Raw genomic sequence first — 21,573 nt, 5'->3', positions numbered from 1 at the left:
AATAATAGAATGGCTGACGATATGCATCTTAAGATTGCCTTTCTGAATGCCGGCTGAATATCCATGCTTAAGGTTGTGTCCTGATGTCATACGACCACATCGGATCGACAGCCCAAACACGCACCCCTCGTCGACTTTGATCGTAGCCCGCGCTTCATCGTTACCCGCCTGCGGGCATTCTAGCGTCGACATGGCGGAGCGGAATGATTTGTCGAAGGTGCAGGGATTGGCGGTAGGACGCGGCTTGCGTCGCGAAGTAGGTCAGCGCGTCACTGGCGAGCTCGGTTATCGCCCCGATCTTGGCGGCATCAACCTTCGCACCGGCAAGACCTACGCCATTGGCATCGTGTTATCCTTCGGAGGCGAGGGCGAGATGAATATCGTCGTCGCCTCGCTGATCGACGGCGCCTCGCGCTACATGAAGGCGCAAGGAGAGTGAGCGGAATCGCGAATGCCGTGCAGTTCGATCTTTCCCCATTATTCGCGCCAGAAAACGGCTGCAAAACCCCAACCAAAAGCCAACCAGCTCAAAACGGCTCAATCACACGGATGGTGAAAAGCTGAAGTTAAAATATTGCTCGACCGGTTCCCGGCGCGCGATCTTCCAGTAATAACCGCCTTAATCGGTTTATTCGGCGAGTTGGCGCGGAAAGAACCGTTTTGGTGAGCTGTCACACCCAAAACTCCGCAGTTAGAGGTCATTGATTTCTCGAAAATGCTGTGCATTTCGACTGGATAACAATCGGAATTCCGTTAGGTTTCTCAGATATCGGTCGATTGCATGGCCGGACCAGGGGTGAAATCGTTCGCCAAGGTCGATATTTGCAACCGGTCGGAAATGCCTAAGGCTTGTCCGGCCCAGAAAGTCCGTATGCGCCGCGCGGCGTTACGCAATAGGGAGAATAGTATGGCTGACGAAAAGATGATGTCGCGGATGTCGGGCAAGGGTGGCTTCATCGCTGCCCTCGATCAAAGCGGAGGCTCGACCCCGGGCGCTCTGCGTCTCTATGGGATCGCCGATTCCGACTATAATGGCGATGAGGAAATGTTCCGCCTGATGCATGAAATGCGCGTGCGCATCATGACGGCTCCCTCATTTTCCGGAGATAAGGTGATTGGCGCCATTCTTTTCGAGAAGACCATGGATGGTGAGGCGAAGGGCAAGCCGGTTCCTACCTATCTCTGGGCCGATCGCGGTGTCGTCCCTTTCCTCAAGGTCGATAAGGGTCTGGCGGCCGAGGAGAACGGTGCACAGGTGATGAAGCCGATGCCGGATCTCGACGTTCTGCTTGCCCGTGCGGCGAAGAAGGGGATCTTCGGGACCAAGATGCGTTCGGTCATTGCCAACGCCGACAAGACCGGCATTGCCGCGGTGGTCAAGCAACAGTTTGAGATAGGACATCAGATCCTCGGCCATGGTCTCGTGCCGATCATCGAACCGGAAGTCTCCATCAAGAGCCCGACCAAGCAGGAGGCCGAGGCTATTCTGCGGGACGAGATCGCTCAGAGGCTCGATGCAGTGCCGGCCGGCCAGAAGGTCATGCTCAAGCTGACGATCCCGACTGTTCCGGATTTCTACAAGCCTCTCGTCGATCACAAGGCGGTGGCGCGCGTCGTGGCGCTTTCGGGCGGCTACAGCCGTGCGGATGCCTGCGAAAAGCTCAGCCACAATCATGGAATGATCGCCAGCTTCTCCCGAGCTTTGACCGAGGATCTGCGCGTGACGATGAGCGATGCTGAATTCGACGCCAGCCTCGCAAAAACCATCGACGAGATCTATCAGGCGAGCGTCGTGAAGGCCTAATCACCCGAAAGGCGCCGGGCCTAACGCGGCCCGGCCTCCTCTAGCCGGTCATGCCCTGACTTCGAAGACCATGTTGAACGGCGTTTCAGTTGCCTTGCGGAAATGCGAATAGCCCGCATCCATGGCCACCTTGCGCAGCTTCAGCTCGCCGGCTTGGGCGCCGAGGCCCAGCCCTACTTCCTGCGACAGCGAAGCCGGTGTGCAGATCATCGTCGAAGCGCCGTAGAAGACCCTACCGACGGGATTGAGATTGTCCTTCAGGCAGTCATGCGCAAAGGGTTCGACGATCATCCAGGTGCCGTCGTCGGCAAGGCTTTCCTTGACGTGTTTACCGGCGCCGACCGGATCGCCCATGTCGTGCAGGCAATCGAACATGGCGACAAGATCGTAACCGACAGCTGGGAAATCCTTGGCGCTTGCCTGCTCGAACGTGATGCGGGTATCGACGCCCGCCTGCTTGGCGGCAGCGCGCGCCCGCTCGATCGATGGCAGGTGGTAGTCGAAGCCGAAGAAGGTCGAGTTCGGATAGGCCTGCGCCATCAGGATGGTCGAGGCACCGTGGCCGCAGCCGACATCGGCGACAGCCGCGCCGGCTTGAAGCTTTTCATGCATGCCGTTCAGCGCCGGTATCCATTCCGTAATGAGATGGCTGTTGTAACCTGGACGGAAAAACCGCTCCGTGCCGCGGAACAGGCAGGCGCTGTGCTCATGCCAGCCGAAACCGCTGCCGGTTTTGAAGGCATTGGCGATCTTCGGCTCGTCGAGCCACATGGATTGGACGACATCGAAGGCGCCGGTGAAGAAGGCGGGGCTGTTTTCCTCCGCAAACACCATGGCCTGTTCCGGCGTCAGATAGAAGCGCTCGGTCTCGTCGTCATAGCTGACATAGTCGGCGGCAGCTTGAGCCGACAGCCACTCGCGCACATAACGCTCTTTCACGCCAATCTTGTCGGCCAGTTCGGCCGACGTCATCGGCGTTCCATCCGCCATGGCCCTGAAGAGGCCTAGATGGTCTCCAAGCGTGACCAGCACACCGGAGACCGCTGCACCGAGATCGCCGACCAGCCGACCGACCAGGGCATCAAGTTTCTGCATATCAGGTTCACGCATGACATCTTCCTCCCAGATTGATGTGGCGTTTCTTCGGATATATTCGAAGACTTGAAAATACTCCTGAGCGTAGTCGTAAGCAACGACATAGCAGGGCGAAGTAATACTCGCCCTGCTTGCAAAAATAGACCTTATTATTCTGAATTAATTCGGCTTTTATCCGATTTGCCGCGGACTTCAGCCAGCGCGAGCCAGTTCTTTTTCCAGAACGGAGAGCAGGCGCGGATCGTCCGCAGTTACATCAGGTGCAAAGCGGGCAACAACGTCGCCGTCGCGACCGATCAGGAACTTTTCGAAATTCCAGACGATGCCACCGTTCTGCCCGGTCTCGAGGCCATGTTTGGCGAGCCGTTCGCGCATCGGCCCGTCTCCCACCGTCTCGACGCCGGAGGCGATCAGGCTGTCATAAAGCGGATGGCGGTTTTCACCCGTGACGGCGATCTTGGAAAACATGGGAAACTGCACATCATAGGTCAGCGTGCAGAACTCCAGAATCTCTTTATCACTGCCCGGTTCCTGGCCCTTGAAATCGTTGGCCGGAAAGCCGGCGATGACAAGACCTTCGTCCCGCTTTTCCTCATAGAGCTTTTCCAGCCCTTCATACTGCACCGTCAGTCCGCATTTGGACGCGACATTGACGACCATGATGACCTTGCCGCGATAGTCGGCAAGCGTCGTATCGCTGCCGTCGATCTTCTTTACCGAAATATCGAGCACGTTATCGGTCATATCATTCACTCCAGATGAGATGGAAACAGGATGGCGATATTTGCCCGGAATTCGGCGGCGTCAAGGTCAGAATGCGCCTCAGGCGGCCTCTTCCATTCGAACCAGATGGCCTTGCGAGACTTCGCGATACGCGCGGGCTGGCGGCTGATATCCGACGGGGCGCACCGGGCTCTTCAACTCGTCGACTGCGAGGTTGCGCCGGATGCCGCGTCGGGACGGATCCGGCACCGGGACGGCCGCCATCAGCTTCCTCGTGTAGGGATGCTGCGGATTTTCGAACACCGACGCGCGCGGTCCGATTTCGACGATCTCGCCGAGATACATGACGGCGACGCGATGGCTGACGCGCTCGACCACGGCCATGTCGTGCGAGATGAAGAGATAGGACAGGTTGAGGCTCTGCTGCAGATCCATCAGCAGATTGCAGACCTGCGCCTTGATCGATACGTCCAGCGCCGACACGCTTTCGTCCGCGACGATCACTTTCGGATCAAGGGCGAGCGCGCGGGCGATGCAGATGCGCTGGCGCTGGCCGCCTGAGAATTCATGCGGATAGCGGCTCATCATGTCGGCTTTCAGCCCGACACGTTCCAGAAGATCGGCGGCCTTCTCCCGGGCTTCGGCGCGCGAACCAAGGCGATGCTCGATAATGGGTTCCGCGACCGCGGCACCGATCGTCATGCGCGGATTGAGACTTGCGAAAGGGTCCTGGAAGATCATCTGGATGCTGCGGCGCATCCGGCGCAGTTCGAGCGCGTCCAGCTTCATCACATCATAGCCGTCGAGCCGAACTTCGCCGGACTTCGGCGTGATGAGGCGCATGATGGAGCGCCCCGTCGTCGACTTGCCGCAGCCGGATTCTCCGACCAGCGACAGGGTTTCCCCCTGAGCGAGATCGAAGGAAACATTTTCGACGGCGTGGATAGCGCCTGTCGGACGGGCAAGCAGGCCACCGCGAAGATCGAAGCGGGTGACGAGGTTCTTAACCTCGAGAACCGGCGTCTTGCGGTGATCGACGGTGTCTGTGAGCGCCTTTGGCTCGCTGCGCTCGCCAGTGCTTGCGTCAACGATCGGGAAGCGCAGCGGCTGCGGCTGGTCCTTCATCGAACCCAAACGCGGCACGGCTGACAGCAGGGCTCGAGTATAGGGATGCTGGCCGCGATGGAAGATATCGTCGGTCTTGCCGGTCTCGACTGCCTCGCCACGATACATGACGATGGTGCGGTCGGAAATCTCGGCCACGACGCCCATGTCGTGGGTAATGAAGAGGACGGACATGCCTTCCTCTTCCTGCAGCACCTTGATGAGATCGAGGATCTGGCCCTGGATGGTGACGTCGAGCGCGGTCGTCGGCTCATCGGCGATCAGCAGTTTCGGGCGGCTGGCAAGCGCCATGGCGATCATCACGCGCTGGCGCATACCACCGGAAAACTGGTGCGGATATTCATCGAAGCGCGAGGACGCGTTGGGGATGCGCACCTTTTCCAGAAGGCGGATCGTTTCCGCCTTCGCTTCAGCCTTGGAAATATTGCCATGGCAGGTCAGCGCCTCGGAAATCTGCCGGCCGATGGTGAAGATCGGATTGAGAGAAGTCATCGGCTCCTGAAAGATCATCGCGACATCCTTGCCGCGCACCTTGCGCATCTCGGCCTCCGGCAAAGTCAGAAGATCGTGGCCGTTGAGCCTGACTTCACCCTCGATGCGGCTGCTGGCTCTGGCGAGCAGCCGCATGATCGAGAGCGAGGTCACGCTCTTGCCGGAACCGCTTTCGCCGACGATCGCGACCGTTTCACCTGGCATGACGTCGAAGGAAATGCCCTTCACGACCAGGCGCCACTCGCCATCGACGAGAAATGAGGTGGAGAGACTGGAGACGGAGAGAACAGGCTGGGTGCCTGGGTTGGTCGTTCGAGCTGCAATGGTCGGCATGGAGTTCCCTTTTATGATTTTACCATTGGTCAGGCTTCAATTGAGGTTGCTCACGACGGAGCTGCCATCGTTGCACGGGAAGCCGAGGGTCGGCCTTCGGCCACCCTTTTGGCCTCAAGCGCGGCAATCCTCTCGTCGATCTCGCGTCGGTCGATCACGCCGCTGGGATTCTGGCGCGTCGGCATGGTCTCGGCGACATGAAGATAACGCTCTTGAGCGACGGCATAGAGCCGCTCCAGTTCGGCAAGCGGATCGGCACTGTCGTCGACACGGATGTTCAGCCAGGCGTAATCCTGGTCGCGGTGGATGACGAGTGCTGCCGATTGCTTGCCACGCTTATCGCCGCCTGCATCTTCGCCCGCCCGCATGGCTTCGAGCAGTCGCTCGGCGAGCGGCTTGCCGACAGTGTTCTTGAAGGTCGCAAGCGTTTCAGAAATCACCTGCGGCCCGGCCAGCATGTTGCCGGCGACCGAGACATTGTCATCGACCAGATGTCCCGCCCAATCGATGCATTTGGCGCCGGTAAAGGCGGCATTGTTGCCCTTGCTGTCGATCAGGTGAAACTGCCGCTGCTCGCGGCCTTCGTCGCGAGCGCTCAGCGTTTCTAGGATCTCGCTCGGCGCATGACCGGATGCCAGCATCGCAAGTCCGTCGATGCCGTAGAGCGGGCTGGCAAAGGCCTGCGTCGCAACCGCGCCGATGCCGCCGCGAATATGCGGCACGATGCTGCCGACGGCAAAGAAGCGCGTGGCGACGGCGATGGCAAAGTTTCCGGTTTCCGGCTCGCGGGCGACAATGGACCAGGTCATCCGTTCTATCTCCCAATCGCGTAGGCTTGCATCAAACGCGGTGTTGCCGCAGCGCGCAAGAGGCCGTCGGCGTCACGCCGAGCTGCGGTGAGGCGGCCCACGGTCCACTCCGGCGCGACGGTCAGCTGATGGCCTTTCTTGCGGAGCGTATCCAGTACGTCGGCACTGAAATTCGCCTCTGCCGTCAGGCCGCCGGGTTCGCGCGTGCGCGGATAGAAGGAACTGGGGAAATGCGTGCTGTGGAATAGCGGCTTGTCGATCGCTTCCTGTAGGTTCAGCCCGTGATGGACATAGCGCAGGAAGAAGGAGAGCTGCCACTGTTCCTGCTGATCGCCGCCGGGTGTGCCGAAGGCGAGCGTCGGGCGTCCTTCATGCAGCGCCATCGTCGGGGTCAACGTCGTGCGCGGCCGCTTGCCCGGCGCAAGTGAAGAGGGCAGGCCGGGTTGCAGCCAGAACATCTGGGCGCGGGAATTGAGGCAGAAGCCGAGACCGGGAATGATCGGCGAGGATTGTAGCCACCCGCCGGATGGCGTCACCGACACCATATTGCCTTCGCGGTCGATGACATCGATATGCACGGTATCGCCGCGCTTTTCGGTGAGATGCGACATTGTCGGCTCATAGACCGCACCGCCCTTGGCTTCCGGCGCATCGAGCATCTGCATGGTGAGATCGTATTGGCCTTCAAAGCCGGCAAGCTTGCCGGGGCGCAAGGCGAGCGAGGCATCCGCCGAAATCAGTCGGCGGCGCTCATCGGCATAGGCGTCCGAAAGCAGGGTCTCGAGCGGTACATTCGTGAAATTGGGGTCGCCGTAATAGACCTCGCGATCGGCAAAGGCGAGTTTCATCGCTTCCGTGACCGTATGGACGAAGTCGGCGCCTGCCGGGTCCATTCCGGCCAGATCGAAACCCTTGAGCAGCGCCAGCGTCTGCAGGAAGACGGGGCCTTGACCCCAGGGGCCGATCTTGGCGACCGTCCAGCCGTGATAATCGTAGGTCAGCGGCGCCTCGATCGTCGCCCGCCAGTTCGCCATATCGTCGGCGGTCAAGACGCCCTTGTGGCGTTCGCCGCTCGCATCCATAACCTCCGTTTTGCTGACATAGGTGTCGATCGCCTCTGCGACGAAGCCGCGGTAATAGGCATCGCGTGCGGCTTCGATCTGCGCTTCGCGATCGCTCTTGCTTTCCGTCTCGGCAACGACACGCTTCCAGGTTTCGGCAAGAACCGGGTTCTTGAAGTTGGACCAGGGTTCGGGAGCGGCACCGCCGGGAAGCCAGGTGTCATAGGAGGTCGGCCATTCCTTGCGATAGAAATCGGCAAGTCCTGCAATGGTCGCGGAAACGCGTGGCAGGACGGGGTGACCCTTTTCGGCATAATGGATCGCCGGCTCCAGCACGTCGCGGACCGTCAGCCGGCCGTAGTCACGCAGCATCAGCATCCAGCCGTCGAAGGCGCCGGGAATGACGGTCGCGAGCAGGCCATCGCCAGGAATGAGCTTCAGCCCCTCGCGCGTGTAATGTTCGATCGTTGCGCCGGCTGGCGCTGGCGCCTGGGCACAGATGACCTCGACCTTATTGTTCTTCTTCGAATAGAGGATGGCCGGCATGTCGCCGCCCGGCCCGCAGAGATGCGGCTCGACGATCTGCAGCACGAAGCCGGTGGCAACCGCGGCGTCGAAGGCATTGCCGCCCTTTTCGAGAATACTCATGCCGACGGCGGAGGCGATCCAGTGCGTAGACGTGACGACGCCGAAGGTGCCGAGGATTTCGGGGCGGGTGGTGAATGCGGTCATTGGGGCATCCTTTTGAGTTTATTCATGCTTCGCGCGGGTCGAGCGCATCGCGCAGGCCGTCGCCGAGGAGATTGAAGCCGATCACGACGAGAAAAATGGCGGCACCCGGCCACATGGCCATCCAGGGCGCCTGTTCGAGATAATTCTTGGCGACATTGAGCATCGAACCCCAGCTCGGGGCAGGGGGCTGCTGGCCGAGGCCGAGGAAGGAGAGGCTGGCCTCGGCGATGATCGCCGTCGCGATGGTGAGCGTTGCCTGCACGAGGATCGGAGCAAAGACGTTCGGCAGGATGTAACGGGTGATGATGCTGGTATGGCGCAGACCGATCGAGCGGGCGCCCTCGACATAATCCTCCGTCTTGACCGCCAGCACCTGGCCGCGTGTCAACCGTACGAAAACGGGCGTTGCCGAAAGCCCGATCGCGATCATCGCATTGGTGAGGCTCGGGCCGAGGAAGGCGGCAAGCGCAATGGCGGTGATGAGGAAAGGCATCGCCAGGAAGGCTTCGGTGACGCGCGAGATGATTTGATCGATCCAGCCGCCATAGTAGCCCGAGATCAGGCCCAAAGGCACGCCGATCGCAACGGCGATGGCAACCGAGAAGACGCCGGCCATCAAGGACGCTCGCGCGCCCCAGATCATGCGGGAGAGAATGTCCCGGCCGAGATCGTCGGTGCCGAGCCAGTGCGCGGCCGATGGCGCCTTGCGGATTGCTGACCAGCTGGTAGCGACCGGGTCCGGGATCGGCAGCAATGGTGCAAGTGCAGCGAGCACGGTAAAGAACAGGATGATCGCAAGCCCGACCAGTGCCCCCTTGTTGGCTCGCAGCTTGCGCCAGGCCCGGTTGGGAGCTCGCTTGACCGAGGCGCTTGCGGCGGTCACCTGAACGATTGTGCTCATAGGGCCGCCCTCATGCGTGGATTGAGGACGACATAGAGAATATCGGCAATGAGGTTCATGGCGATGAAGCCGACGGCGGTGCAGAGCACCACGCCCTGGACGACGGCGTAATCCCGGTTGAAGACGGCGTCGACGATCAGTTTGCCGAAGCCGGGGATGGTGAAGATCTGTTCGGTCAGCACTGCCCCGGCCAGCAGTTCTCCGAACAGCAGGGCGCTGACGGTGACGACAGGCAGGATGGCGTTGCGGAAGCTGTGCTGCAGCACGACGGCCGCCTCCGGCAAGCCCTTGGCGCGGGCTGTGCGGATATAGTCGGCACTGAGCACGCTGAGCATCGAAGACCGCGTGTGGCGCATCAAGGTGGCTGCCAGTGCATTGCCGAGCACGAAGGACGGCATCAGCATCGTCTGGATCGAACGCCAGGGGTCCTCGAAGAACGGCTGGTATCCCGAGGCCGGCAGCCAATGCAGCTTCACCGAAACCAGCAGGATCAGCATGATACCAAGCCAGAAATTTGGCACCGACAGGCCGCACAAGGCGACGATATTGGCGAGAAAATCGATGAAGGTATTCTTCTTCACCGCCGCCAAAATGCCCATGGGGATGCCGATGGCGAAGGCAAAGATCATCGACATCACAGCGAGCTGAACGGTGACTGGCAGCTTTTCGGCAACGAGTGTCAGCACCGGCTGATTGGTGCGCAGCGAAACGCCGAGATCGCCCTTCGCGACGCCTTGCAGCCAGTAGCCATATTGATAGATGACCGGGTCGTTCAGCCGGTATTTCTCGCGAAGTAGCTCCAGGACCTGCGGATCGCGCTCCTCGCCGGCCATGGCAAGCACCGGATCACCCGGCAGCAGCTTCTGCAGCGAGAAGACGAAGATCGAAATGATCAGCAGCGTCGGTATGGCGACCAGCAGCCTCTTTCCGATATAGCTATACATGGGCAGATCCTTGCCGCGATGTCGAATGAGAAAGCGCCATGCGGGAAGGAGCCCGCATGGCTTTGGTTGCTCAACTGCCCTTCTTGACGCCCACGAGACGGATCATGCCGTCCGGGGAGGGCACGAAGCCGGATACCTTCTTGTTGTAGGCCCAGATCCAGGCCTGATGTCCGAGGAAGATGATCGGCAGATCCTGGCTGAGGATCGCCTCGGCCGCATCGTACTTCTGCTTGCGCACGGCATTGTCCTGCGACTGGCGTGCCTCCAGCAGCAGCTTGTCGACTTCCGGATTGCTGTATTTGGAATCGTTGAGGCCGGCACCGGTCGTCACGAACTGCTGGATGTTGCCGTCCGGATCGGAGCGGCCGGACCAGTCGGAGCGGCTCAGCTGGTAGTTGCCGCTCGACTGCGCGTCGAGCAGGGTCGCGAACTCCGTCGTCTTCAGCGTTACGTCGAAGCCTGCTTCGGCAACCATCGACTGGACGATTTGCATCATCTGCATCGAGACGGGATTGTTGGCGACGGCGAGCTCGACCGGGATGCGGTCGAAGCCGGCTTCTTTTACCAGCGCTTTGGCCTTGTCGACGTCGCGGGCAGGCACCGGAATATCCTTATCGTACCACGGGCTGTTAGGTGCAAACGGCTGATTGCCGGCAAGTCCGGTGCCGTCGAAAACGATCTGCATGGCGGCTTCGCGGTCGATCGCCAGCGAGAAAGCCTGGCGCAGGCGCTTGTCTTTGCCCATCGGATTGTCGGCGCGCGCACCATTGCCGACATTGGCGTAGACGCCAAGCCAGCCGGTGCCGATCGCATCGGCATAGACGAGATTGGGGTCGCCTTTGACCGTACCGACATCGGATGCCGCCACGCGCTCGATCATATCGAGATCGCCGGAGCGCAGGTTAGCGAGGCGCACCGTCGTGTCGGGGATCGGCAGGTAGGTCACCTTGTCGATGAAGATCTTATCCTTGTTCCAGTAATCCTGGAATTTTTCGAGCACGATGCGGTCCTGCTGCACGCGCTCGACGAATTTGAACGGACCGGAGCAAACGGGATGATCGCCGAACTTCGCGCCGGCAGCCTTTGCCGCGGTCGGCGAGACCATCATGCCGGAGCGGTCGGAAAGCTGGGCGAGCAGCGTGACGTCAGGCGCCTTCAGGGTGAAGGTGGCTTCGTATTCGCCGGTCGCGTCGACCTTGGCCACGGAGGAAAGCTCGCTCTTGCGGCGCGACTCCGGCAATGTCTGATAGCGCTGGATGTTGTCGACAACGGCTTGCGCATTGAACGGCGTCCCGTCCTGGAATTTCACGCCCTGGCGCAGCTCCATGACGAGCTGCTTGCCGTCGGCGGACCATTTCCAGGATGTGGCAAGCTGCGGCACGAACTGCAGGTCCGGTGTTACGTCGACGAGCTTGTCGCAAAGTGCGGTATAGACGATGCGGCCGACGAAGGTGCGCGATTGCGCAGGGTCCAGCGCGTCGGCATCGTCCTGCAGGCCGATCTTGAGTTCGACGGCTAGGGACGGCAGCGCGATCAGGGCGCCGGCGGCAAGCGATACCATGAATTTGGCGATCTTCATTCTGTTCTCCTGTTTATCGTTTTCGTTATGTGCAGATCCCGACCGGTTTCCTCTCCGGTCGTGGTTGAGCGTGGCGGGACTTTTGGTCAGTCCACCTCCTCAGTCAGCGGTTCCTCGGCTAGGCGTGCATCCAGCGAGGTGATGCGGATCAGGCTTTCCTGCAGCATCAGCAAATGTTCGCGCATGGCTTCGGCCGCCTTCATCGGATTGCGTGCAGCAATCGCATCGATGATCGTCCTATGCTGTGCATAGGAGACAGGGCGGGTCTTGTTGATGCTGCGGGCCAATTCGCGAATGGTTTGCCAGGCTTCATCCTGACGGACATGATTGATGACGTCGAAAATGGTGAGGAAGAACTGGTTGCCGGCGCTTTGTGCAATCAGCCGGTGCAATGCGCCATCCCAAAGCTCTCGGCTGTCGGCATCGTCGCTGGCGGTGATCTTCTTCGCTAGTTCGTACATGCGGTCGATGTCGTCGGGTTTGGCGCGCATGGCGGCGAGCTGAGCCAATTGCGGCTCGATGCGCAGCCGAACTTCCATGACCTCCATGAGATCCGTGCCGGCCACCAGCGTGCTGACATGCTGGCTCCAATCGGCCGGGCGCTGCCCGACATAGGTTCCCGAGCCCTGCCGGCGCCAGACGCGGCCTTCCGCTTCCAGCACTTCGAGTGCTCGCCGGATCGCACGCCGGCTGACGCCGAGGTTTTCCGAAAGAGCCCGCTCCGTCGGCAGCTTTCCGTCAGCCGGGAGATCTGCCGAATTCAAAAGCCCACGGAGCCTTTCCAGGGCATGGACCGAATTTTCCGGAAGGCTGTCGATTGCCATATTGAGAGGTGAACCAATTTGAAATTGGTTCGATAGAAGTTGAACTCGTTCGCCTCGTCAAGCGCTTTTTTGTGCAATTTCGGCAATGCACAATCTTTGTGCGTGATGCGGAAGGGCAACTCGCAAAAAGAGTCGCTTTCTTGAGGCGACGGATCAACGATGTCCACTCTTGCGGTTCTGGGACCAGAGCTTCAGCGGCCTATGGCGCGCGCGGAAATCGCTGTCTCAGGCGTAAAGTCGAAATCCTTGTCGAAGGGATAGGTTAGCTTCGTCTTGCGCAGCCGCGGCAGGCGTTCGACGAACTGATCGACGACACCGGGGGACAGAGCCATCAGGTTCGGGTTGGCGATCGGCGCCAGCTCAGGCGAAAGGTAGCCGGATTTGACGACAATGATCTTCGCTTTGTGCGGAGCGAGGCCGAGGCGGGTGAAATCGGCGATATTATGATAGGGGCGGCGCGTGGCCGACAACACAAGGTCGATGCCGTCGATGGAAACCACGGCCTGCCTGTCGGTCGCTTCTTTAGTCTCCAGCAGATACTTGACGATGAAGCTGCCCGTCACCGGCTTACTGCCCTTGGTGTCGAGCGATGCGCCGACGGAAAGACTGAGAGTGGCGCCGAGGCCTGCGGCATAGCAGGCTTCCGTCGCGGCCCTGTCAGCGATGCCGGCAAAGATGACGCCTTGTGCTCCCTTGGCAATCAGTTCCGCCAGCACGTCGGCGCGATCACCGACGCCGCCACCCGTTGGATTATCGCCGGATTCCGCCAGAACCACGGGCGCAGTCGTGCTGGCGATTGCCTTGGCGACACATTCTTCGAGCGAGCCGGTCTCCGAGCCGAAAACGAAATCCTTTCGCACATCCCAATAGGCCTGCGCCAGTCGTTTCGCTTCGCGTTCGAGCACGGCGCGATCCGTGCCGGTCATGATGGCGGCGGCCGTTGCGCGCGGTTCGTCCGCCCAGACGTAACCGACCATGAGCGATGCATCCCAGACGCCGTCGATGGCATCGATTCCGGGCAGCATATCGTAAAGGCTCTTGGCCGGTTCATCGACGGTGCTGGTGCGTTCGCCCGGCAGTACCACGGGGATCGGCGCCCAGAGCAGGATGGGTTTTACACCGGTCTTCAGGCTTTCCGTCAGCATCTTGACGGCGCGGCGCATGGTTTCCCCGACATCAATATGCGGCGCGGTGCGATAGGTGGAGTACATATCGAGCGCATCGATGATGCGCTGGGTGACATTGCCGTGCAGGTCGTAGCTTGCCGAGACCATGCAATCGTCGCCGACGATGGCGCGAGCCGCACTGATCCAGTCGCCTTCGGCGTCTTCCATGCCTTCGACATACATCGCGCCATGCATGGCGAGATAAAGCCCATCGAGCGGCAGTAATGATTTCAATCCTTCCAGAAACTCTGTCTTGAAGGCTTCGTATGTATGACGGGCGACCGGACCGCCGGCGATCGCTCTGGCATGAATGGTCGGCAGGAATTCGCCGTCATAATCCCTAAGGAAAGCGAAGTAGGGCGAGGCAGTCAGCTCTGGGCCGCGTAAAACGCGAAAATCCTTCTCTTCGTTCAGGACGGGATTGTAGGTGCTGCATTCGATGTGAATGCCTCCGACGGCGATGCGCATGGGAACCTCAATAGGGGTTGGGACCAATCAGGAAATTATGAACGGCAATGCTGGCGGCGTCCGTGCCCAGACATCGGCATCATCTTTCTGCGGGTACATTGTTGACCGGGAAGTTGCGTTCGTAAACTCTTACAATGTCAAAGCTCCCGTCAAGTAGCTTTCGGTTGGCGAGATAGTTGCAGGAATTAGCGCCTCTTGCGCCAGCTACAAGAACCACCGCTTTCCACCGCAGATCATTGCCGTGCGGTCTGGCTGTATTTGGGTCCCCTTTGAGCCTGCGGCTGGTCGAGGAAATGCCGAAGCGTGTTATCACCGACAAACTGCGCTCATACGGCGCTGCAAACGAGATGTCATGCCCGCCGTCGAACATCGGTCCCACAAGGGCCTGAAGAAACGTGCGGAGATCCCGATTACGCGAGATGCCGGTCGCGGGCCGTCGGCGCCCAAGGCGGATGCACCGGAAGCCATGGCCCATTAGCGCGAGGCCAGGGCACCGGGGCAGGGCGTGATCTGTCAGAAGCCGTAGTCGCGCGCGAGCCAGGCTTCCAGCAGGTTTCGCGATGCCTTGATTGCGGCGTTCGTGTCCTGTGCGAGAATGGCGTCGAGGATCGCCTTGTGGAGGGGCAGGGCGCGCTTTTGTCCTTCGGCTATGTCCTCATGGCCCGAAAGCGTGCGGTTGGCGTAGATCCCGACCGCGATCAGATCAATCAGCTGCGAATAGATCATATTGTGCGTAGCGGCGAAGATCGCCGTATGGAAGCGCAGGTCGGCATCGGCATTGCTGTTGACGTCGCCGATGGTGGACGCCATCTCTTCGTAAGCGGATTTGATGGCCGTAATGTCGCTTTCGGTGCGGCGGAGTGCTGCGCGCGCCGTCGCCTCCGGTTCGAGCGCCAACCGCAAGTCCTTGATCGATCGCATGATTTCGACCGATGGGCCGGTCTCGTAATACCAGACCATGACATCCGTATCGAGATGATGCCAGTTAGAGCGTTCCTTGACGCGCGTGCCGACGCGGGTCTTGATCTCGACCAATCCCTTGCCGGCCAGGCATTTCATCGCTTCGCGGATGACCGTGCGGCTGATACCGAATTGTTCGACGAGATCTGGCTCATTCGGCAGTGTCGTGCCGACCGGATAGTCTCCGCCGACGATGCGGCGACCGAGTTCGTGGACGAAATAGCCGAAGACGCCGCGCCGCGGGATCGTACCGTATTTTCGCACAAAGGCATCGAAGGGCGACTGCGTTACGATCAGTTTCGATTCCGGGGTAGCCCTGGAGGTCATTGCGTCCTGGCCATGTTTCATTATGCGGGGCTCTCGTTCCTTATTGATGCGCCGTTCGTGAGAACAATCGTCAGCCTACGTCGATGCGGAGGCTCCTTGCCAGCATCTCGGCCGGCTTGGGGCTGCTCCATAGTGTTGTGGCATCGATCCCATTGTACTTCCCGCGGCATTTTTCGATGAAAACCCTAGCATGTCTTCCATATACATGCCTACTGGCAACGAATTGACCGATCTGTTCACCGATTTGAACAGGTTAGCCTCGGGCCTGTTTGGGTCGGCAACGGTATCGGCGTGGAAATCAAATTGCGCACCAACCGCTAAGCGAAACGTGATCGCTCAATCGATTGATGGGACGATTTCGGCTATCGTAAACGTTCCCGAACCGGTTAAATGCAGGCGGGATGCGAGGCGGATTCGGAGTTGCTGATCCATGAATGATATGTCCACACCTGGGCACGGGGAGGAGGTACGGGAGGTGGGCTCGCGTTCGCTGTTGATTGCACTGCTCGTGGCTGGCGCCTTCTTCATGGAGAATCTCGACGGTACTGTCATCGCGACCGCATTGCCGCAGATGGCCATTTCCTTCGGCGCCCGCCCGGTCGATCTCAATATCGGCATGAGCGCCTATCTGCTGACGCTTGGCGTCTTCATTCCGATCAGCGGCTGGATCAGTGATCGCTTCGGCGCGCGTCTGGTCTTCACGACCGCCGTCGTCATTTTCACGCTCGCCTCCGTCCTCTGCGGTTTTGCCAATGGCGTCGGCTCCTTTGTTGCCATGCGTATCCTGCAGGGCATCGGCGGCGCGATGATGGTGCCGGTGGGCCGGCTTGTCGTCTTGAACAATACGCCGAAGGACAAGCTGATCTCGGCCATTGCGACGATCACCTGGCCGGCGTTGGTGGCGCCGATCCTCGGGCCGCCGCTCGGCGGCTTCATCACCGACCATGCAAGCTGGCGTTGGATCTTCTTCCTCAATCTGCCGCTCGGCATATTGGCTTTCATTTTTGCGCTCATGCTCATTCCGGAAACGAAAAGCACGGCGCGCCCACCGTTTGATTGGATCGGCTTTATCGTCAGCGGCATCGGGCTTGCGAGCCTGATGTATGGGCTGGAACTGATCGGTCGCCCAGATCCGGTCTGGCTGGAAGCCTGGACCTACGTGATCGTCGGCTGTGTCCTGCTGGCCATCGCCGTTTTCCATTTTCTCCGCACGGAGCATCCGCTCATCGATCTCTCCGGGCTGAAGCTGCCGACGTTCGCCATCACCATCTCAGGCGGATCGTTGTTCCGCACCGCTATCGGTGCCGTGCCATTCCTCCTGCCGCTGATGTTTCAGGTCGGCTTCGGGCTCAGCGCCTTTCATGCGGGCATGCTGACGCTCGCCGTTTTCGCCGGCAATCTGGCGATGAAGCCGGCAACGACGCCTATTCTGCGCCGCTTCGGCTTCAAGCCGGTACTGATCGTCAATGGTCTTCTGAACGCCATCTTCATTGCCGCCTGTGCGCTGTTTTCGCCCGATACGCCGCTCTGGTTCGTCGTGCCGGTGCTGTTCATCGGCGGCATGTGCCGGTCGATGCACTTTACGGCACTCAACACGATCGCTTTTGCCGATATCCCACCGGGGCAGATGACGGGTGCCAACACGCTGTTCAGCACCGTCTTTCAGCTGACGATGGGCATGGGCATCGCGGTTGGCGCTATCGGCATACGTATCGGCCAGGCAATCAGTGCGCCATTGGGGGTCGATGGTGTCGTCGCCATCGAGTTCCGTCTGGCCTTCGTGCTGCTCGGCATCATCGCGCTTCTGGCCGTGCTGGATTGTTTGCCGCTTGACCGCAAGGCAGGTGACAACGTTTCGCGCAAGCCAAAACAGAACGCAAGGAAGGCGGCGTAGCGATGTCAATATTCGAAGTGGTTAGTATGGGAATTGGATGAGATTATAATGCAGCAATATTGCCGGAATCGCCATCAGGATGATCAGAAGCATTGCGACGCTTGCCGCGCGCATCATCTTCCTCCGGCGGGCGCGCTGACCGGTCCAATCATATACTGCCATAATGAGCCCTCCTTCTCATTAGTGATTAGAAAGACAAGAAATGGAACGCCAGTCAATGTCGGCAATAGCGAGCTAAATAATAAGTATTCTCTAATATTTTGAGGATGAGGCATATTTTGATGGCCGAAGGGAGCCGTCGAACTTCATCTGCAAGAGCCTAAAGAGCGTTTTATGATGCTGGCTCAGACGATATAACGAACAAGGATTTCGTGCCCGTATCAGCGGGACGGTGGCTGATTTTGAAAGAGGAAACGGCAATGAGCAAGATGCGTGCCCTGGTTTTGGAGCGTCAGCATGAACTGGCGATCCGCGATATCGATCTGCCGCAGGAGGTCGGGCCTGGCCAGGTGAAAATCAAGATCCACACTGTCGGCGTCTGCGGATCGGATGTGCACTATTACACCCACGGAAAAATCGGCCCCTTCATCGTCAACGAGCCGATGGTGCTTGGGCACGAAGCGGCGGGAACGGTGGTGGAAGTCGGCGCAGGCGTGACGCATCTGAAGATCGGCGACCGTGTCTGCATGGAGCCCGGCATTCCCGATGCCAATTCCAAGGCCAGCCGTCTCGGCATGTACAATGTCGATCCCGCCGTCACCTTCTGGGCGACACCGCCGATCCATGGCGTGCTGACCCCCTTCGTCGTGCACCCGGCCAACTACACCTTCAAACTACCCGATAATGTCAGCTTTGCGGAAGGGGCGATGGTCGAGCCCTTCGCCGTCGGCATGCAGGCAGCCACCAAGGCGCGCATCACGCCTGGCGACACCGCCGTCGTACTCGGCGCCGGCCCGATCGGTATCATGGTTGCGGTTGCAGCCCTTGCCGGCGGCTGCGCGCGGGCGATCGTTGCCGATCTCGCCCAGCCGAAACTCGATATCGCCGCGCAGTATCAGGGCGTCATTCCGGTCAATATTCGCGAGAAGAATCTCGTCGAAGAGGTCGATCGCTTGACCGATGGCTGGGGTGCGGATGTCATCTTCGAATGCTCGGGCTCGCCGAAGGCGTGGGAAACGGTGATGGCGCTGCCGCGCCCCGGCGGTGTCATCGTTGCCGTCGGCCTGCCGGTCAATCCGGTCGGCTTCGACGTCTCGACGGCGTCGACCAAGGAGATCCGCATCGAAACGGTTTTCCGCTACGCGCATCAGTATGAGCGTTCGATCGCGCTGATCGCCTCCGGTCGAGTCGATCTGAAGCCCTTGATATCCGAGACATTTGACTTCGAGGACTCGATCAAGGCTTTCGATCGCGCTGTTGAGGCCCGTCCGACCGACGTCAAATTACAGATCGTCCTCGACCAATAGGGTTTCGCTGTCACATCGCCTTGCCTCAAGTCCTTTGCGGGCTTCACGCATCGGCAAGGCGATGTTTTCCCTTAGGTTTCATATCTCCCGTAGACGGCCCTGCAAAAGCGATGCTAGGTAGCCTCTCAAAGAGGGAAACAGGCTTTAACGCCGTGAAACGGGAAGGACAGCCGTGCCGCACGACGTTGCATTGATCGCATTGATTGCCGCGGGCTTCGTATTCGCGGCCATTTTCGGCTATCTGGCCGACAGGCTGCATCTGCCGCCGCTGGTCGGTTATCTGGTGGCTGGCGTCATCATAGGTTCGTCAACCCCTGGTTTTGTCGCCGATGTTTCCCTCGCATCGCAATTGGCCGAGATTGGTGTCATCCTGCTGATGTTCGGCGTCGGCCTGCATTTCTCGGCCGCTGATTTGCTGGCGGTACGCGGCGTCGCCATTCCCGGAGCCATCGGCCAGATTGCGATTGCGACGCTGCTCGGTGTGGGTTTGACGTCGCTATGGGGCTGGAGCGTCGGCGCAGGCGTGGTCTTTGGCCTCAGTCTTGCCGTTGCCAGTACGGTCGTGCTGCTGAAGGCGCTGGAAGAGCGCAATCTCGTGAGTTCGACCAATGGCCGTGTCGCCGTCGGCTGGCTGATTGTCGAAGATCTGGCCATGGTGCTTGCGCTCGTGCTCTTGCCGGCCTTTGCCGGTGTTCTGGGCGGTCATGCGGATGCCGGTGGTCATGCCGCTTCCGGTTCGATCTGGCTGACGATCGGCATGACGCTGCTCAAGGTCGCAGCCTTCGCGGCTGTCGCGATCTTCATCGGCCCGCGTGTGGTGCCATGGCTCCTGACCTCGGTTGCGCGCACGGGTTCGCGCGAACTTTTCACGCTGTCGGTGTTGGCAATTGCGCTCGGCATTGCCTTCGGTGCAGCAGAAATCTTCGGCGTATCCTTTGCGCTCGGCGCCTTCTTTGCCGGCCTTGTGATGAGTGAATCGCATCTCAGCCACAGGGCGGCGGCCGACTCCCTGCCATTGCAGAATGCCTTTTCGGTGCTATTCTTCGTGTCCGTCGGCATGCTCTTCGATCCGTCGGTTTTGATCCGCGAACCGCTGATGATTATCGGCGTGCTTGCTTTGATCATGCTCGGCAAGGCGTTGATCGCTTTCTGTGTCGTGCTGCTGCTGCGCTATCCCGCCAGCATCGGCTTTGCAGTTGCCGCCGGACTTGCGCAGATCGGTGAGTTCTCCTTCATTCTGGCCGGGCTCGGCGTCTCGCTCGGGCTGCTGACGCGGGAAGGACAGGATCTCATCCTTGCCGGTGCGATCCTGTCGATCACGCTCAATCCGCTGGCTTTCTACGCCACGGAAAAGCTGGAAAACTGGGCCTTTGCGCGCTGGCCCTTCCTGGCGAACAAATATGGCATGGCCAAGCAGGAGGCTCTTCGCCGCCAGTTGGCCGTCATCAACAAGCAGCGCGAGGAGCGTGATCGCCAGCATCATCTCGAGATCGAGCAGCTCATCGAAACTTTCCCGATGTTTGCCGAACTTGATGATAACGAGCATGAGGAGCTGCTGCTGCTCTTCCGCCCGAGATCGGCGTCGCCCGGCGACCGGGTGATCAGAACCGGCGATCGTGGCGACAGCATGTTCTTCATCGCTTCGGGCGCTGTTGAGGTACAGCTGGAGGATGACGAGATCCGGCTCGGCGCCGGGGCCTTTTTCGGCGAAATGGCGCTGCTGACGGGCGCGCGCCGCACGGCCGATGTCGTCGCCGTCGATTTCTGTCAGCTCTTCGTGCTGGACCGCCGCGACTTCAATCTGTTCATGTCGCGGCATCCACAGCTGCGTGCCGCCGTCAGCCGCATGGCGCGGGAGCGGCAGGAAAGCAACGTGTCGCGCCAGCGGCGCGACCTTTCCCAGGATGCGAGCTGATATTTTATCGGCGTTTCAGCCAGGATTTCGAGACCCGGCAGGCCATGGTGTAGGCAGGGTCGAAGACGTTGCCGACATCGTAGCGCACGACCTGACCGAGCAGGTGGCTAGCCGCAGTCTTGTCGAGACCGTAATCTGAGCCGAGCCAGCGCAGCATTTCGCTGGTGGCGTGTTGCAGGGCCTGATCGAGCGGCCGGGCATTGCCTATGGTGAAAATATCCTCTGCCGTCTCTCCGCGCGGCCAGACGATCGTCTTCTTCTTTTCCACGCTCAGGCGCACCGTCACCTCGAATGTGGTCTCAATGCCGGTGCCAACGATCTCGCCGTCCCCTTGCACCGCATGGCAATCGCCGAGGAAGAAAAGCGCGCCCGGCGCCGCGACCGGAAACCAGACGGTCGTGCCAGGCCCAAGCAGGCGATAATCCATGTTGCCGCCGAATTCGCCGCTGGTGGCGGTCGATATGGCCTGACCGAGAGACGGCGCGACCCCGAAGCAGCCGATCATCGGAGCGAGCGGCAGGGTAAGTGTCTCGAGACCCGCGACCGGTTCGGCCAGTCGTGTCGTAAGATTCTGGCGGTCGATCTGCCAGATCGCCCTCTCGCCTGCCGGCAAGTCGCGTACGTTATGCGGATCGACGACATTGGCGGCGACCACGCTACGGGTAAAGCCTGTATCGCGCGTCGGTACCATTGCGAGAATCTCGACCTTGAGAGAATCTCCCAGCTCGGCGCCCTCGATGAAGATCGGCCCGTTCATCGGATTGGGGCCGGATATCTGGCGAATATCGTTTTTGTCGTAGCCGGCGGCATCGAGCGTTTCGGTAACGACCGTATCGCCATCGGCAACATGCAAGGCCGGTGGTAGCGAGCCGATGACATTGTGATAGGTGTTGGGAACGAAACGGTGCATTGCCATCTTGCTTAAGCCTTGTGTGGATTCCGGTCGCGGCAGCCT

The 21,573-nt window shown here is 60.1% G+C and carries 18 protein-coding genes and 1 pseudogene; 6 read left to right on the top strand and 13 right to left on the bottom strand.

The annotated features are described in order from the left end of the window. The first annotated feature begins 244 nt into the window (after window positions 1–244). Together ACK83U_RS26000 and ACK83U_RS25995 are read left to right on the top strand one after the other, a co-directional pair. A complete protein-coding gene (locus ACK83U_RS26000; protein ID WP_162707990.1) occupies window positions 245–439 on the top strand; it encodes a LacI family transcriptional regulator in 195 nt (64 codons plus the stop codon). A gap of 468 nt (window positions 440–907) precedes the next feature. Then, window positions 908–1,804 carry a fructose bisphosphate aldolase gene (locus ACK83U_RS25995; protein ID WP_112603372.1) on the top strand — a complete coding sequence of 299 codons (897 nt, stop codon included), beginning with the start codon at window positions 908–910 and terminating at the stop codon, window positions 1,802–1,804. A gap of 48 nt (window positions 1,805–1,852) precedes the next feature. On the opposite strand, the gene ACK83U_RS25990 is transcribed toward ACK83U_RS25995, so the two are convergent. The 10 genes from ACK83U_RS25990 to ACK83U_RS25945 form a co-directional block, all read right to left on the bottom strand. Then, on the bottom strand, window positions 1,853–2,914 hold the full coding sequence (locus ACK83U_RS25990) for a class I SAM-dependent methyltransferase (RefSeq protein ID WP_112410831.1): 1,062 nt from the start codon (window positions 2,912–2,914) through the stop codon (window positions 1,853–1,855). A gap of 177 nt (window positions 2,915–3,091) precedes the next feature. After that, window positions 3,092–3,643 (bottom strand): glutathione peroxidase, encoded by a 552-nt coding sequence (locus tag ACK83U_RS25985; protein WP_112603374.1) that lies wholly within the window; start codon window positions 3,641–3,643, stop codon window positions 3,092–3,094. Window positions 3,644–3,721: 78 nt separating this feature from the next. Then, window positions 3,722–5,572, bottom strand: a complete 1,851-nt coding sequence (locus tag ACK83U_RS25980; RefSeq protein ID WP_112603376.1) for an ABC transporter ATP-binding protein — start codon at window positions 5,570–5,572, stop codon at window positions 3,722–3,724. Between the two features lie 50 nt (window positions 5,573–5,622). Continuing rightward, complete coding sequence (locus tag ACK83U_RS25975; protein ID WP_112603378.1) at window positions 5,623–6,381, bottom strand: DUF1028 domain-containing protein; 759 nt, start codon at window positions 6,379–6,381, stop codon at window positions 5,623–5,625. A 5-nt stretch (window positions 6,382–6,386) separates the two neighbouring features. Beyond that, the gene (locus tag ACK83U_RS25970) at window positions 6,387–8,174 is read right to left on the bottom strand and encodes a gamma-glutamyltransferase family protein (protein ID WP_112603380.1); all 1,788 of its coding nucleotides are present in this window, start codon (window positions 8,172–8,174) and stop codon (window positions 6,387–6,389) included. 22 nt (window positions 8,175–8,196) lie between these two features. After that, window positions 8,197–9,075 carry an ABC transporter permease gene (locus ACK83U_RS25965; protein WP_112603382.1) on the bottom strand — a complete coding sequence of 293 codons (879 nt, stop codon included), beginning with the start codon at window positions 9,073–9,075 and terminating at the stop codon, window positions 8,197–8,199. Then, window positions 9,072–10,019, bottom strand: a complete 948-nt coding sequence (locus tag ACK83U_RS25960) for an ABC transporter permease (RefSeq protein ID WP_112603384.1) — start codon at window positions 10,017–10,019, stop codon at window positions 9,072–9,074. Before ACK83U_RS25960 ends, ACK83U_RS25965 begins: the two co-directional genes overlap by 4 nt. A gap of 70 nt (window positions 10,020–10,089) precedes the next feature. Beyond that, complete coding sequence (locus ACK83U_RS25955; RefSeq protein ID WP_112603386.1) at window positions 10,090–11,598, bottom strand: ABC transporter substrate-binding protein; 1,509 nt, start codon at window positions 11,596–11,598, stop codon at window positions 10,090–10,092. A gap of 86 nt (window positions 11,599–11,684) precedes the next feature. Next, window positions 11,685–12,422, bottom strand: coding sequence for a FadR/GntR family transcriptional regulator (locus tag ACK83U_RS25950; protein WP_112603388.1), 738 nt, complete (start codon window positions 12,420–12,422; stop codon window positions 11,685–11,687). 191 nt (window positions 12,423–12,613) lie between these two features. Further along, window positions 12,614–14,056 carry a M81 family metallopeptidase gene (locus tag ACK83U_RS25945; protein ID WP_112603390.1) on the bottom strand — a complete coding sequence of 481 codons (1,443 nt, stop codon included), beginning with the start codon at window positions 14,054–14,056 and terminating at the stop codon, window positions 12,614–12,616. A 296-nt stretch (window positions 14,057–14,352) separates the two neighbouring features. Here ACK83U_RS25945 and ACK83U_RS25940 point away from each other — a divergent pair. Beyond that, window positions 14,353–14,459, top strand: a pseudogene (locus ACK83U_RS25940) (IS6 family transposase); the annotation flags it as partial. 110 nt (window positions 14,460–14,569) lie between these two features. Here the strand turns inward: ACK83U_RS25940 and ACK83U_RS25935 are convergent. Beyond that, the gene (locus tag ACK83U_RS25935) at window positions 14,570–15,343 is read right to left on the bottom strand and encodes a FadR/GntR family transcriptional regulator (RefSeq protein ID WP_246712119.1); all 774 of its coding nucleotides are present in this window, start codon (window positions 15,341–15,343) and stop codon (window positions 14,570–14,572) included. Between the two features lie 439 nt (window positions 15,344–15,782). Here ACK83U_RS25935 and ACK83U_RS25930 point away from each other — a divergent pair, with 439 nt between their 5' ends. Next, entirely contained in the window at window positions 15,783–17,237 is a 1,455-nt protein-coding gene (locus ACK83U_RS25930) for a DHA2 family efflux MFS transporter permease subunit (protein WP_112603536.1), read from the top strand. A 21-nt stretch (window positions 17,238–17,258) separates the two neighbouring features. Here the strand turns inward: ACK83U_RS25930 and ACK83U_RS25925 are convergent, their stop codons facing one another. Beyond that, window positions 17,259–17,399: a hypothetical protein gene (locus ACK83U_RS25925; protein WP_162700965.1), complete on the bottom strand. Its 141-nt coding sequence runs from the start codon at window positions 17,397–17,399 to the stop codon at window positions 17,259–17,261. A 257-nt stretch (window positions 17,400–17,656) separates the two neighbouring features. On the opposite strand from ACK83U_RS25925, the gene ACK83U_RS25920 reads away from it, so the two are divergent. Then, entirely contained in the window at window positions 17,657–18,703 is a 1,047-nt protein-coding gene (locus ACK83U_RS25920) for an NAD(P)-dependent alcohol dehydrogenase (protein WP_112603394.1), read from the top strand. Window positions 18,704–18,875: 172 nt separating this feature from the next. Continuing rightward, window positions 18,876–20,618 (top strand): cation:proton antiporter, encoded by a 1,743-nt coding sequence (locus ACK83U_RS25915; protein ID WP_112603396.1) that lies wholly within the window; start codon window positions 18,876–18,878, stop codon window positions 20,616–20,618. Window positions 20,619–20,622: 4 nt separating this feature from the next. Here ACK83U_RS25915 and ACK83U_RS25910 read toward each other — a convergent pair whose 3' ends face one another. Further along, on the bottom strand, window positions 20,623–21,534 hold the full coding sequence (locus ACK83U_RS25910; RefSeq protein WP_112603398.1) for an acetamidase/formamidase family protein: 912 nt from the start codon (window positions 21,532–21,534) through the stop codon (window positions 20,623–20,625). Between the last annotated feature and the right edge of the window lie 39 nt (window positions 21,535–21,573).

The sequence above is a fragment of the Rhizobium sp. WW22 genome (assembly GCF_047041135.1).
Classification (GTDB): Bacteria; Pseudomonadota; Alphaproteobacteria; order Rhizobiales; family Rhizobiaceae; genus Rhizobium.
The sequence above is the reverse complement of the archived record's forward strand: the minus strand, read 5'-3'. Positions and strand labels throughout refer to the sequence as shown.